The 12,839-nt window shown below is 62.7% G+C and carries 17 protein-coding genes; 10 read left to right on the top strand and 7 right to left on the bottom strand.

Annotation, left to right across the window (positions count from 1 at the left end):
- The first annotated feature begins 40 nt into the window (after positions 1 to 40).
- Both GC119_RS01870 and GC119_RS01865 read left to right on the top strand, forming a co-directional pair.
- Positions 41 to 748 carry a ribonuclease H family protein gene (locus GC119_RS01870; protein ID WP_070572683.1) on the top strand — a complete coding sequence of 236 codons (708 nt, stop codon included), beginning with the start codon at positions 41 to 43 and terminating at the stop codon, positions 746 to 748.
- Positions 745 to 2,346 carry an ABC-F family ATP-binding cassette domain-containing protein gene (locus tag GC119_RS01865; RefSeq protein ID WP_070572685.1) on the top strand — a complete coding sequence of 534 codons (1,602 nt, stop codon included), beginning with the start codon at positions 745 to 747 and terminating at the stop codon, positions 2,344 to 2,346. Before GC119_RS01870 ends, GC119_RS01865 begins: the two co-directional genes overlap by 4 nt.
- A gap of 32 nt (positions 2,347 to 2,378) precedes the next feature.
- Here the strand turns inward: GC119_RS01865 and GC119_RS01860 are convergent, their stop codons facing one another.
- From GC119_RS01860 to GC119_RS01850, 3 genes are read right to left on the bottom strand one after another with little or no spacing between them, the layout of a single operon-like run.
- Positions 2,379 to 3,272: an SURF1 family protein gene (locus GC119_RS01860; protein ID WP_151952297.1), complete on the bottom strand. Its 894-nt coding sequence runs from the start codon at positions 3,270 to 3,272 to the stop codon at positions 2,379 to 2,381.
- The gene (locus tag GC119_RS01855; RefSeq protein ID WP_151952296.1) at positions 3,273 to 3,482 is read right to left on the bottom strand and encodes a hypothetical protein; all 210 of its coding nucleotides are present in this window, start codon (positions 3,480 to 3,482) and stop codon (positions 3,273 to 3,275) included.
- Positions 3,475 to 3,825, bottom strand: a complete 351-nt coding sequence (locus tag GC119_RS01850; RefSeq protein ID WP_070572689.1) for a DUF3099 domain-containing protein — start codon at positions 3,823 to 3,825, stop codon at positions 3,475 to 3,477. Before GC119_RS01850 ends, GC119_RS01855 begins: the two co-directional genes overlap by 8 nt.
- A gap of 116 nt (positions 3,826 to 3,941) precedes the next feature.
- On the opposite strand from GC119_RS01850, the gene GC119_RS01845 reads away from it, so the two are divergent.
- The 3 genes from GC119_RS01845 to GC119_RS01835 are packed head-to-tail and all read left to right on the top strand — an operon-like array spanning position 3,942 to position 5,920.
- On the top strand, positions 3,942 to 4,652 hold the full coding sequence (locus tag GC119_RS01845; RefSeq protein ID WP_070572691.1) for a beta-ketoacyl-ACP reductase: 711 nt from the start codon (positions 3,942 to 3,944) through the stop codon (positions 4,650 to 4,652).
- Positions 4,653 to 4,679: 27 nt separating this feature from the next.
- Positions 4,680 to 5,438 carry an enoyl-ACP reductase FabI gene (gene fabI, locus GC119_RS01840; RefSeq protein WP_070572693.1) on the top strand — a complete coding sequence of 253 codons (759 nt, stop codon included), beginning with the start codon at positions 4,680 to 4,682 and terminating at the stop codon, positions 5,436 to 5,438.
- 11 nt (positions 5,439 to 5,449) lie between these two features.
- Positions 5,450 to 5,920, top strand: coding sequence for a SixA phosphatase family protein (locus tag GC119_RS01835; RefSeq protein ID WP_070572695.1), 471 nt, complete (start codon positions 5,450 to 5,452; stop codon positions 5,918 to 5,920).
- A gap of 174 nt (positions 5,921 to 6,094) precedes the next feature.
- Here the strand turns inward: GC119_RS01835 and serB are convergent, their stop codons facing one another.
- A complete protein-coding gene (serB, locus tag GC119_RS01830) occupies positions 6,095 to 6,886 on the bottom strand; it encodes a phosphoserine phosphatase SerB (RefSeq protein WP_070572696.1) in 792 nt (263 codons plus the stop codon).
- Positions 6,887 to 6,914: 28 nt separating this feature from the next.
- Positions 6,915 to 7,670, bottom strand: coding sequence for a hypothetical protein (locus GC119_RS01825; protein WP_070572698.1), 756 nt, complete (start codon positions 7,668 to 7,670; stop codon positions 6,915 to 6,917).
- A gap of 29 nt (positions 7,671 to 7,699) precedes the next feature.
- Here GC119_RS01825 and GC119_RS01820 point away from each other — a divergent pair, with 29 nt between their 5' ends.
- The 5 genes from GC119_RS01820 (at position 7,700) to GC119_RS01800 (ending at position 11,332) form a co-directional block, all read left to right on the top strand.
- Positions 7,700 to 8,488: an ABC transporter ATP-binding protein gene (locus GC119_RS01820; RefSeq protein ID WP_070572700.1), complete on the top strand. Its 789-nt coding sequence runs from the start codon at positions 7,700 to 7,702 to the stop codon at positions 8,486 to 8,488.
- Positions 8,488 to 9,291, top strand: coding sequence for a sulfite exporter TauE/SafE family protein (locus GC119_RS01815; RefSeq protein WP_070572702.1), 804 nt, complete (start codon positions 8,488 to 8,490; stop codon positions 9,289 to 9,291). Before GC119_RS01820 ends, GC119_RS01815 begins: the two co-directional genes overlap by 1 nt.
- Positions 9,288 to 10,175: a TrmH family RNA methyltransferase gene (locus GC119_RS01810; protein ID WP_176745862.1), complete on the top strand. Its 888-nt coding sequence runs from the start codon at positions 9,288 to 9,290 to the stop codon at positions 10,173 to 10,175. The genes GC119_RS01815 and GC119_RS01810 overlap by 4 nt, the downstream gene beginning before the upstream one ends.
- The gene (locus tag GC119_RS01805; RefSeq protein WP_070572704.1) at positions 10,168 to 10,932 is read left to right on the top strand and encodes a phosphatase; all 765 of its coding nucleotides are present in this window, start codon (positions 10,168 to 10,170) and stop codon (positions 10,930 to 10,932) included. The genes GC119_RS01810 and GC119_RS01805 overlap by 8 nt, the downstream gene beginning before the upstream one ends.
- Before the next feature lie 142 nt (positions 10,933 to 11,074).
- Positions 11,075 to 11,332: a type B 50S ribosomal protein L31 gene (locus tag GC119_RS01800; RefSeq protein WP_070572706.1), complete on the top strand. Its 258-nt coding sequence runs from the start codon at positions 11,075 to 11,077 to the stop codon at positions 11,330 to 11,332.
- A 126-nt stretch (positions 11,333 to 11,458) separates the two neighbouring features.
- Here GC119_RS01800 and thiD read toward each other — a convergent pair whose 3' ends face one another.
- Positions 11,459 to 12,289, bottom strand: coding sequence for a bifunctional hydroxymethylpyrimidine kinase/phosphomethylpyrimidine kinase (thiD, locus tag GC119_RS01795; RefSeq protein ID WP_070572708.1), 831 nt, complete (start codon positions 12,287 to 12,289; stop codon positions 11,459 to 11,461).
- Positions 12,290 to 12,309: 20 nt separating this feature from the next.
- Positions 12,310 to 12,777 (bottom strand): tRNA (cytidine(34)-2'-O)-methyltransferase, encoded by a 468-nt coding sequence (locus GC119_RS01790; RefSeq protein ID WP_070572710.1) that lies wholly within the window; start codon positions 12,775 to 12,777, stop codon positions 12,310 to 12,312.
- Between the last annotated feature and the right edge of the window lie 62 nt (positions 12,778 to 12,839).

Raw genomic sequence — 12,839 nt, 5'->3', positions numbered from 1 at the left:
GTAGAATCTACCCGCCCCCAAAGTCTTCTCTAGGAGTTCTGTGACGATCATCGCAGCCGTTGACGGTTCGGCTCTCGGCAATCCCGGCCCCGCCGGCTGGGCCTGGTACATCAGCGACGACCAGTGGGCTTGTGGCGGGTGGCCCAAGGCGACGAACAACCGCGGAGAGCTGCAGGCCGTCATCGAGCTCCTCCGCGCAGTCGAGGATTCTGGCGCTGACGTGCACGTTCTGTGTGATTCGCAGTACGCCATCAATTCGATCACCAAGTGGATGACCGGCTGGAAGAAGCGCGGATGGAAGAAAGCCAACGGATCGCCCGTGCTCAACGACGACCTCATGAAGCAGCTCGATGAACTCATGTCTGCTGCCAAGTCTGCGGGCCGCTCCATCACATACGAGTGGGTGAAGGGGCACGCAAACCACAGGATGAACGAAAGGGCCGATGATCTCGCCCGAGCTGCGGCTGGCGCCTATCAGAAAGGCGCGAAGCTCGACAGTGGTCCCGGGTACAGCGGAGAAGCTGCGAACGAACCCGACACCGCAGGCAGTGGCACAGCCGAGTCCTCATCCTCCGGCACCTCGTCTTCCGAGGACCGCTCAACCGCGGCCTCGACCACAGATACGGTGCGCATCTGGGCAGATGTTCCGCGTGACCTCGCGGGGGCCATCGCCGAGCGCGCACGTGAAGACGGCGTCCGCCCGCAGCAGTACCTGCGCGCACTCATTGAGAAGGCGGTTGCGGAATGATTGCCGCATCCGGCCTCGAAATCACGGTGGGCGCCCGCGTGCTCATGTCCGATGTCACCTTCCGCGTCGAGAAGGGTGACCGGGTTGGTCTGGTGGGTCGCAACGGCGCGGGCAAGACCACCTTGACAAAGGCCCTCATGGACGAGGTGCCGCCGAGCGCCGGGCAGGTGTTCCGCTCCGGTTCGGTCGGCTATCTGCCGCAGGATCCGCGGACGGGCAATCTCCGCATGACGGGCAAAGAGAGGATCCTAGCCGGGCGGGAGCTCGACGTTTTGGCCAAGCGTCTGCGCCGCACGGAGGAGCAGATGTCTTCGCCTGATCCGGACACCGCGTCGAAGGCCATCGACAAGTACCCGCGCATTGAAGACGAATTCATAGCCGCCGGCGGCTATGCTGCTGAATCTGAAGCGCTTGCGATTGCAGCCAATCTGGGGCTGGATGCGGAGCTTCTCAAACAAGAGCTGCAGACTCTTTCCGGCGGTCAGCGGCGCAGGGTCGAACTGGCCCGAATTCTGTTTGAAGCACCGAAGACCATGATTCTCGATGAGCCGACCAACCACCTCGATGCCGAAAGCGTTCTGTGGTTGCGGGACTATCTGGCCAAGTATCCCGGTGGGCTCATCATCATCTCGCATGACCTCGACCTGATCGACGAAGTCGTCAACAAGGTGTTCTTCCTCGACGCCACGCGCCAGTGCATTGACATCTATTCGATGGGCTATCGGCAGTACCTCAAACAGCGTGAAGACGACGAACGTCGCAGGCGCCGTGAACGCGCCAACGCCGAAAAGAAGGCTGCAGCCTTGCACGCCCAGGCCGACAAGATGCGCGCGAAAGCCACGAAGACGGTTGCCGCGCAGAACATGGCCAAGAGGGCGGACCGGCTTCTGGCCAGCACACAGGGGGAGAGGCAGCGCGAAAAGGTCGCTGACCTCCGGTTCCCCGAACCTGCCAAGTGCGGTCGGGTACCGCTTGAGGCGCGCGGCCTGTCCAAAGCGTACGGTTCGACGGAGGTGTTCACCGGTGTCGACCTCGCTGTTGACCGGGGCACGCGCGTTGTGATTCTCGGGTTCAACGGGGCCGGAAAGACAACCCTGCTGAAGCTTCTGGCCGGTGTCGAAGAACCAGACAGCGGCGAAGTCGTTGCCGGGCACGGCCTCAAACTGGGCTATTTCGCGCAGGAACACGACACACTCGATCTTGAGCGGACGGTTCTGGAGAACATGCAGTCGGCCGCACCGGATGCTTTTGACGACACGAAGGTGCGCACTGTGCTCGGTTCATTCCTGTTCTCCGGCGAAGACGTCGACAAGCCCGCGGGCGTTCTCTCCGGCGGCGAGAAGACCCGCCTGGCGTTGGCCTGCCTCGTGGTGTCTTCAGCCAATGTGCTTCTTCTAGATGAGCCGACAAACAACCTCGACCCACAGTCGAGGGTGGAGATCCTGTCGGCCATTGAACGCTATGAGGGTGCGATCCTGCTGGTGACGCACGATGCCGGTGCTGTTGAGGCTCTTAACCCCGACCGGGTGCTGCTGCTGCCGGATGCTGACGAGGACCTGTGGAGCGAGGACTACCTGGACCTGGTTGAACTGGCCTGATGCGAGTGAGCTGGGGCTCTGGTCTCGCAGTCTCAGCCCCAGCCCTGGGAGTCCAGAAGCGCGTCTTCGTCTGCCTCTGCCGAACGGTCACGACGGCCTGATCTGACCCTGCGCCCATCGTCGCCGTAGCGGCTGCCGGAGGTGCGCACTCCGTGTGCGATCGCAGCCTTTTCCACGACGACGTAGTCGGCCTGCTGCTGGTCCTTGCCCGCCGCGATTGCCCTGCGTTCTCGCACGGCTGCGACGATGATCGCACCGAGTGCCATAGCGCCGAACAGAATCCATTGCAGGGTGTAGGACAGGTGAGAGCCGGGATCGACCGATGGCTTCGGCAGGCCCGTGAGGGCTTCGTCTGCCTGCGGGTCTTCGCTGCCGGCTTGGAGATACAGGCCGGTGTATCCGTCGTCGATTCCCATCACCTTCGGATCGAGCTGTTTGACCGTGCCGACAGTGTTGTCATCGGGCTTGCCGTCTTCCGCGGGGCGAATCCAGCCGTCGACTGTGACGGTGCCGTGCGAGGGAGCGGGCACGCTGCTCGGATCGGGGCTGCTTGAGCTCGGTGTCCACCCGCGCACGACTGCCACGGGACCGTTGTCGGTCTGCAGCGGTGTGACGACGAAATATCCGGGCTGCCCGCCCAGAGGCCTGTTGCGCGCAAGGACCGTATGGTCTGCGGCGTAGGTCCCGGTGACGGTCACGTGTTTCCAATCGGCCTCATCCGGCAGCTGGTCTGATGCGGACGGCACCGCCTTGTGCAGCTGCTGCGGGGCAGCGCTGTAGTTCGCTTCGATGCGCTCGATTTCGGCGTTGCGGGCTTCACGGCGGCTGTTCTGCCAGTTGGCCAAAAGCGCACACGCGATGGCGAAGATGATTGCAATGGCGATGTAGCGCAGCCATTTTGCGGAGAAGAGGAATCCGTAGCGCACTTATCCAGCTCCTGGGGGAATACGGCCTGCGGGCACAGTTTCACGCAGAAATGACCGGAGTGTGAGGAATTCTTCGAGGGTTTCTCGGTGCAGACTGCAGGCCAGCCACACTTTGCGGCGTTCATCGGAGTGGAGTTTCGGGTTGTTCCACAGAAGAGCCCACGACGCCAGTGCTGGGCAGCCCTTTGCCGAGCACTGCAGGTCAGTCATCGTCGTCCTCCACGATTTCGCCGTCGATGATGATCGGGTCGTCCGGTGCGGCCGGGCTGCTCTGTTTTGGCTGGCCCAGCGGGGCTGCGGTGGGCGCGGGCTGTTCGGCATCGATCGGGCTGTAACGGCGGACGACGGCATTGGCAATGAGAACGGCAATCCACGGAAGGACGACGGCGCCGGCGACAAGTGCCCAGCGAAACCAGCCGTGTGCGAATACAGCCCCGACAAAGCAGACCATGCGAATGGCCATGAGTATCAGGTACTTGCGGGTGCGCGCGTTGAGATCGGCTTCGTGAGATTCGCTGGCCGAGGTGATGTTGACCGCGGGCCTGCTGTTCACGTCTCCCCACCTTTCAAACGGACTACAAAAGCATATCGCTCCTTTGTTGTTCAACCACGCCCGACTGGGCTTTAGGCTAGGTTGGGAGAGATTGACTCCAGATTGAAAGGACCAGCGTGGCTGAACCCCGTGTTGTTCTTGTAACCGGCGGAAACCGCGGCATCGGTCGCACGATCGCCGAACGTTTCCTGGCCCAGGGCGATAAGGTCGCTGTCACCTCGCGCAACGGCGATGCTCCCGAAGGAGCATTCGCGGTCGCCGCGGATGTCACGGACCTCGCGTCGTTGGAAGCGGCTTATGAAGCGATCGAAAATGAGCTCGGCACCGTTGAAGTCGTAGTGGCGAATGCCGGCATCACGCGGGACAACCTGCTGATGCGGATGTCAGAAGATGAATTCGAACAGGTCATCGACACCAACCTCACGGGTGTGTTCCGCACCGTCAAACCGGGGATCACCAACATGGTCCGCTCGCGGTTCGGCCGCATCATCTTCATTTCCTCTGTTTCGGGCCTCTACGGCGTGCCCGGTCAGTTCAACTACTCGGCAGCCAAGGCTGGGCTCGTGGGCATGGCGCGTTCGCTCACTCGCGAGCTCGGTGCCCGCGGCATCACGGCAAATGTTGTTGCCCCGGGCTTCATCAAGACGGACATGACTGATGAACTGCCCGAAAAGCAGCAGAAGGAATACCTCGACACCATCCCCGCTAAGCGGTTCGCCCTCCCGGAAGAGGTCGCAGGGGTTGTCGCCTGGTTGGCCTCGGAGGACGCCGCCTATATCTCCGGTGCCGTCATTCCGGTTGACGGCGGCCTCGGCATGGGTCACTGACAGCAGAATCTTGTAGAAAGGAACATCATGGGAATTCTCGAAGGCAAGCGCATCCTCGTCACGGGTGTGCTCACTGAATCGTCCATCGCCTTTTCGGCAGCCCGCCTGGCTCAGGAACAGGGCGCCGAGGTCATCCTGTCGTCCTTCGGACGCCAGATGAAGATCACGTCGATCATCGCCGAGCGCCTGCCGAAGCCGGCTGAGGTCATCGAGCTCGACGCGACGAACGAAGACGACCTTGCCGCACTTCCCGAGCGTTTGGGCGGCAACATCGACGGCATTGTCCACGCGATCGCCTTCGCACCAAAGGACGCACTCGGCGGTGTGTTCCTCGACACGCCGTGGGAATCCGTATCCAATGCCCTTCACGTTTCGGCATATTCGCTCAAGGCCATCGCTGTCGCTGCTCAGCCGGTGCTCAACAAGGGAGCCTCAATCGTCGGCCTGACGTTCGATGCGACAGTCGCCTGGCCCGCATACGACTGGATGGGCGTATCGAAGGCCGCACTCGAGTCCACAAGCCGCTACCTGGCCCGCTACCTCGGTGAACACGACATCCGCGTCAACCTCATCTCGGCAGGTCCTCTCAAGACCACCGCAGCGAAGTCCATTCCGGGCTTTGACGCGTTCGAAGACGTATGGGGCGACCGCGCGCCGCTGGGTTGGGACCAAAGCGACACGGAACCCGCCGGTCGCGGAATCGTCGCCCTGCTGTCGGACTGGTTCCCCAAGACAACCGGTTCGATGATCCACGTTGACGGCGGCCTGCACTCAACCGGATCCTGAGGCAGCGGATAATGCCCACTCTGATCTTCGCCCGTCACGCCCACGCGTCGAACGAAGCCGGACCTGACTACGACCGTCCGCTCACGCCCGAAGGACGCGAAGAAGCGCGACGAGCTGGCGAACACCTCGCGGATCTTCCGATCGACTTCGCAATAGCTTCGAGTGCGCGGCGAACGACGGAAACCGCGCAGCTCATCATCGAGCAGCTGAACAGCAGCCCCCAGGTGCGTTTGGACGACGCGCTGTACCAGGCGCAGGTTCTTGACTGGCGTGAAGCTGTTGCGACCATTCCGCCGGACTCGCAGGCGGCGATCATCGTGGGCCACAATCCCACCGTCGCCCAAGCGGTGTCCGAATTCTCGGGCGTCCCGGTTGAGAAATTCCGCCCCAGTTCTATCGCGGTTTTCACGATCGACAGCTGGGAAGACGCGGCGGGAGTCCTCCCACAGCCGCAGATTCTCGACTTCACAGAACGGGTTTGAGACCGCTGCCGTGAACATCTGGGCCCAAAAACAGGCCTAAAAACCGATTCTGCGGCACCTTCAAATACACAGCAGAGGCGGTGGGTCCCCAAGTGGGGCCCACCGCCTCTTCTGTGCCCGGATGGTTCGCCGGAGCTTTCGCCTGCCCGCGGGGGATTGCCGGGTGGTTTTGGCCTACAGGCTCATACCCGTCAGTCCGGGATAGACCGCATCGAGCCGCCGGGTGCGCAGTTGAGCATCGGCCCGTTCGATAAGCGCGGGCTTGGCGCAGAAGGCAATGCCGAAGCCCGCGGCTTCAATCATGTCGATGTCATTGGCTCCATCGCCGATGGCCACGGTGCGCGCTGTGTCGAGCCCTTCGGCTTCGACGATCTCCAGCAGCCGGTTGGCCTTTGCCTGCCTGTCGACAATCGGACCGCTGACCTTCCCAGTGAGAACGCCCTCGGCGATCTCAAGCCCGTTGGCAGTGACATCGTCAATTCCGAGGGAACCGGCGATCTGCTGGACCACTGCGGTGAAGCCGCCTGAAACCAGCGCGATACGGCAGTCGGCCGCGTGCAGGTTCGCCACAAGGGTTTCAACACCGGGGGTCAACGTGACGGCGGCAGCAACTTCGTCCAGCGCCGAGGCCGGTACGCCCGCCAGCTGTTCGACACGGTGGATCAGCGATTCGGCGAAGTCGAGCTCACCTGCCATGGCGCGTTCGGTTACGGCGCGCACTTGTGCTTCGCGTCCAGCGTGTGCCGCGAGTTTTTCAATGACCTCTTCGTTGATGAAGGTCGAATCGACATCCATCACAACCAGCTCAGGTCCAAGCAGGCCCAGGGGCAGGGGGACGGTCCACAGGTCACCGTCGGGGTGCTGTTCACGCAGCTCGCGGGCGACAATGTGCTGCTCGTCTTCGTCAAAGAGGTCGGAGCGGACGAAAAGACCGTCGTCGTCGGTGATGATGCTCAGTCGATCCATGCCGCGATTGTATGTGAGCGAATGCGGCTCACCGGGCTCGGGTAACAGACCACACAACTGCGGCTGCCGCGGCGTGAAGGCGGGCGAGCAGAGCGCCGAACTCCGGCGGCTGCAGCGTTTGGGGAGCCAAAATCGGTGCCAGGAGCGAATGGATTTCACACGCTGTGACCAGACTTGCCGCCCACCTCGGCTCCGGCAGAAGAAACCCGATGTTCTCTGCCAGGCGGCCCAGCGCCATGTCCGCCTGCCAGTCACGCCACGGGGCCTGACGCAGATCTTCCGGCAGCTCGTCGCCCAGCCGCTCAACAAGAGCCAGCCCTTCCATCGTGCATTCGCGCAGAGCCCGCACCGCCTCGGAAGCAGACACAGTGCCCAGAGGTGTGGAAGGCACAGCGGCCGTGGGAATCACCCGAGCCGTGCCTTCGGCATTGAGCACGACGAGGGCGCGTGAAACGCCCTGCGCTTCAAGAACTGTGACATTTGACACGCGAGATAATAGGCCCCGGTGCTCACGGTCGGTGCGGGGCACCCGGTGTGGAAGCGTGGGGTGGACGAGGACGGTGTATGCCGAGTCGATGCCTGCGCGGCGCAGCTGTGCCGCCCACAGCAGAAGGCCCTCGGGCAGGTCGGCGGAGAAGACCGGATCATCTACAATCAGTGGGACCGCAGACCCAGCCGAGGTGTATGAGTCAACCACCGCATCCGGCGGCCTGGTCTGGGAAAGGAGGCACTGGAGCGAAGCGACGAAGAACACGGCCGACGTGTCAGGAGAGGGGGGAATCATCGGCCCGAGTATAGGTTAGAGTTCGTCGTATGAGCATTGTCCTGCAGCTAGACGACGTCGGTGTCCGCCGAGGAGCCAATCAGCTCCTCTCAGATTTTTCTCTCAAGATTGAAGAAGGCCAACATTGGGCTGTTCTCGGTCCAAACGGCGCTGGAAAGACGACGCTCCTTGAGCTTGCGGCCGGACGCATGCACCCGACAGAAGGCACGATCGACATCCTCGGAGAGCGCCTGGGGCGGGTTGACGTTTTCGAGCTGCGGCCGCGGATCGGCTATTCGTCCTCGCAGCTTGCCAAACGGATTCCCGGCAGCGAAAAAGTGCGCGATGTCGTTCTCACCGCCGCCTACGGAGTGCTCGGCCGCTGGGTGGAGGACTACGAGGACGTCGACCTCACCCGCGCTGATGACCTCTTGGCGGCCTTCGGAATCGAGGGCTTCGGCTCTCGTCGATTCGGCACGCTGTCCGACGGCGAAAAGAAGCGCGTGCAGATTGCCCGCTCGCTCATGACCGATCCCGAACTGCTCCTGCTGGACGAACCGGCAACGGGCCTTGACTTGGGCGGACGCGAAGAGCTCGTGCGGGCGCTGACCGAGATCGTCGGCTCAAAATACGCCCCGACCACCCTCATGGTGACCCACCACGTCGAAGAGATTCCGCAGTCGATGACGCACGCCCTGCTCATTCGCGGCGGCGGCGTAGTCGCAGCCGGTGAAATCAAGGAAGCCATCACAGAAGAAAACCTGTCGGAGACTTTCGATCTGCCCATCAAGCTCACCGTCACCGAAGGGCGCTTCCACGCGCAGGCGCGCTTGAACTGATGGGATCATTCAGCCTCGTCGAGGCTCTGCTCATCTTCGCCGCGGGCCTCGGCGCCGGCGCAATCAACGCGGCCGTCGGGTCTGGAACGCTCATCACGTTCCCGGCTCTGGTCGCTTTTGGGGTTCCGCCGCAGACTGCGACGATGAGCAATGCGCTGGGTCTCATCCCCGGCAATGTGGCAAGCTCCCTGGGCTACCGAAAGCAGATGGCCGGCTACGGCAAACAGGTTGCCGTGTGGCTGCCCGCGTCGATTCTCGGCTCTGTTGTAGGCGCGCTGCTTCTGGTGATTCTGCCCTCGACGACATTTGAGGCCGTAGTGCCGGTGCTCATTGTTCTAGCGGTCGTTCTCGTGATCGGGCAGCCGTTCCTCAAACGGGCCCTGACTGCTCGGGCAGTAAGGACGGGGCACACGGCACCGGCCAAGCCGGAAGACGCCTCAACTGCCATGAAGGCGGCAGCTCTGGCCGCAATCTTCTTCACCGCAATCTACGGCGGCTACTTCGCCGCCGCGCAGGGTGTTCTGCTCGTAGGCCTCCTGGGTGTTCTCACGGCCTATTCGCTGCAGCAGATCAACGGCTTCAAAAATGTTCTCGTTCTCGGCGTCAACACGGTTGCAGCCGTTGTCTACATGATCGTCGGGTTCGACAAGATCAACTGGACGGCCGTGCTGCTTGTCGCCATCGGATCGCTCATCGGCGGTTACGCAGGAGCCAAGTTCGCCCAGAAGCTGCCCGACCCGCTGCTGCGGGGCATTATCGTCATTCTCAGCATCATCGCCTTCTTCCGCATCATCCAGCTGTGAACACCCCGGCCAAGCGCGATATTGACGACGCGCAGATTCAGCAGATTCTCCGCACTCACGGCATCGACGAAGCTCGGGTCATCCGGTCTTCTCAGGCGTCCGGGACTCTGCTTGCGGACTACACGGATCTGACGGATGTTCAGCTGCGCAGCAAACGAGAACCCGCCGAGGGGCTGTTCATTGCAGAGTCATCCAAGATCGTGACACGGGCGCTTGCCGCCGGATACAGCGCGCGCTCGTTCCTGCTGCGGCCCAACTGGCTGGCTGATCTCGCACCACAGCTGGCCAGCTCAGACGCCCCCATCATCTTGGGAACACCGGCTGAACTTGAAAACATCGTCGGCTTTCACCTGCACAGGGGAGCCCTGGCGGCCATGGAGCGCAAACCGCAGCCAACACTGAAGACAATTCTCGAGTGGGCCAGGACGGTCGTAGTGCTGGAGGACATCGTCGATCATACGAATGTCGGTGCGATCTTCCGCTCTGCGGCAGCACTTGGCGCTGACGCCGTTCTCATCAGTCCACGATGCGCCGACCCGCTGTACCGGCGCTCCATCCGGGTGTCGATGGGCACAGTCTTCTCTGTGCCGTGGGTGCGGATCGAACCGTGGCCCGGCGGCATTGACCTGCTGCGTGAGCACGGCTTCACAACTGCGGCTCTGGCTCTGCGCGATGACGCGATGAGCGTTCGCGAGTTCGCCCGGGCAGGGCACCGCAAGACCGCGTTGGTTATGGGCACTGAAGGCGCCGGGCTCAGTCGCCGGACAATCGAATCCGCCGATGCCAGAGTCATCATCCCCATGTCCCACGGAATCGATTCACTCAATGTGGCTGCGGCAGCGGCTGTGGCAGTGTTTGCACTTCAGGAGGACGCCGATGGCTGAAATCACCCGCGATGCCGCCGCCCGATCGCTGATTGAAGGCGGGGTGACCGGCGAGGTTGCAACGCCGAGGGAGAACAACCTGTCGCACATCCACAGGTTCTTGGCCCAGGAGCGCAATTTCGACTTCGGCGTGCCCCTGACGCGCGATTGGGATTATGACTCCGTCTTCGACGTCATGGTTGCCCGCTGCGGCATTCGACCGCAGCGAGACTACACGGAAGGCGCTGACACGATCTCCACTGAGCTGTGCATGGACGGTCTGGACCGTCTGCGGGCGGCAGTATCTGACGCGGCTGGGCGCGGTGAGCGCATCCTCTTTGCCACCGGCCACCCTTCGGGGCTTCTGCCGGTGCACGAAGCCACTGCCGCCTGGGCTGAGCGGCTGGGTGCTGCACTCGTGCGGCTTGACCAGTTCATTCCGCTGCAGTCAGAAGGCGGGGACGTCCGCCAGATCGGCCGTGTGTGGCACTGGCACATTCACGGCGGCCTGCCGCACACGCACCTGGCCGAGCCCATGCACGCGCTGCTCGACGCGCTGGATGAAGCCGGCCAGCCCATGCCCGACCTCGTGGTTGCCGACCACGGATGGGCGGGGGCCGCGGCCAGCAGGGGACTGCGCACAGTGGGCTACGCCGACTGCAATGACCCGGCCCTCTTCGTCGCGCAAGCCCAGGGCCAGGTGGAGGTCTGCGTACCACTGGACGACAACATTCCGCCGTACAACTACGCCGGGCTCATCCGGTGGCTGACGCGCTGACTCCCTGAATCAGTTCGCTTTGCAGGTGCTGAGCCGGTATAGTCTCATAGGTTGACGCCTCAGCGTCGGCACATCCGAATTTGAGCAGCTGGCAGGCGACTCGGTCGCACCAGGGGCTCTGACGAATTCAAAGGAAAGACTTATGCAGAAGGACATTCACCCCGAATACCAGGCGGTTGTCTTCAACGACCTCGCTTCGGGCAAGAAGCTCTTGACCCGTTCGACGGTCAAGAGCGACAAGACCATCGAGTGGGAAGACGGCAACACCTACCCGCTCGTCGACGTTGAAATCTCGTCGGCATCGCACCCGTTCTACACCGGCAAGCAGCGCATCCTCGACTCCGCTGGCCGTGTTGAGAAGTTCAAGGACCGCTACAAGTCCTTCGGCAAGCGCAAGTAATCTGCGCCGAAGAAGCCGCCGGATCCCTGCGTGGGACCGGCGGCTTTATGCTTTCCGGGTGAGGTTCCAAAACGCTGGGGCTTCAGAATGTGACCTGCGAGGCGGAGCTCACCGGACGGGGCTGTTTCAGCTGACGGTGACGGACACGTCGGGGTGCGGCCAGACGCGGGCGGCCGGGTGGAACATCGAGTTGACGTTCATTGCGTTGGGCATGGAGCGGGCAATTCCGTGCGCCACCTTCACCTTTGCGCTGACAACCGCGTCGAGCGGCTTGTGTCCCAGGGCGAGGCCGGCGGCAATCGAGGATGCGAAAGAGCACCCGGCGCCGTTGACGAGTTCGTCATTGACCTTGCGCGAGCGCAGTACGTGGGCCGTCGAACCGTCGTAGAAGACGTCGACGGCGTCCGGGCCGGGGAAGCGGGCACCGCCCTTGACGACGACGCTTGCCGCACCGAGGGCGTGCAGCTGTTTGGCCGCGGCGATCATGTCTTCAGCAGAGTCAAGGGAGTCCGCGCCGATCAGCTTTGCCGCTTCGTCCAGATTGGGTGTCATGACCGAAGCTGCAGGCACATAGGTCTCCAGCATCATCTGGGAGAGATCGATGACGCCTTTGCCGCTGCCCTTGTAGGTCAGCACGGGGTCGAATACGTAAGGGGCGTCGATATCGCGCAGGCGCTGGGCGAGCATGGGTGCGGTGTCAACGCTTCCGAGCATCCCGGATTTGACCGCGTGGAAGCGGTGGGCCCCGAGAGTGGAGTCGAACTGCCGTATCACGCTTTCGGGCGTGGTGAAGTCGATCGTGTGGTCAAAGCCCTCCGCCGGGTCAAAGGTGACGATGCAGGTGATGACGGATGCGCCGAAGACCCCGTATTCGTTGAACATTTTGAGGTCTGCGGCAAGGCCTGCGCCGCCGGAAACATCGGAGCCGGCAACTGTCAGCGCGCGTCGATGCGTCATGGTCTGTCTCCTTCTGGCGTTCAGCAGCCGCCGGGGTAGCCCAGCTGGCGCCAGGCTTCGTAGGCGGCAATGGATGCGGAGTTGGCAAGATTGAGGGAGCGGCGGCTGGGCAGCATGGGGATGCGCACGCGCTCTTCGATCCGCGGATCGTCGACAACGCTCTGCGGCAGTCCCGTGGATTCTCGGCCGAAGAGCAGAACGTCGTCTTCGCGGTACTCAAGGTGGCCGAAGTGCTTGTCGGTGTGCGTTGTGAACGCGATGATGCGACGGCCGACCAGCTGTGTGAAGACGTCGTCGATGTTCGGGTGGACCGTAACGTGCGCGAGGTCGTGGTAGTCCAGTCCCGCGCGGCGAAGCTTTGCGTCAGACAAATCGAAACCCAGCGGCTCCACCAGGTGAAGGTGAGCCCCCGTCACAGCGGCCAGGCGGATGGCGTTGCCCGTATTGCCGGGAATTTCGGGGGTGTGGAAGACAAGGCTGAGCTTCATAGGTCCACTAGTCTATTCGAAGATCCATTTGCACTATTAGAACACCCGTTCGATACTGGGTG

Origin of the sequence: Brevibacterium sp. Marseille-P9724 (assembly GCF_902500275.1) — a bacterium.
Classification (GTDB): Bacteria; Actinomycetota; Actinomycetes; order Actinomycetales; family Brevibacteriaceae; genus Brevibacterium.
This window is presented reverse-complemented; position numbering and strand designations above follow the sequence as displayed.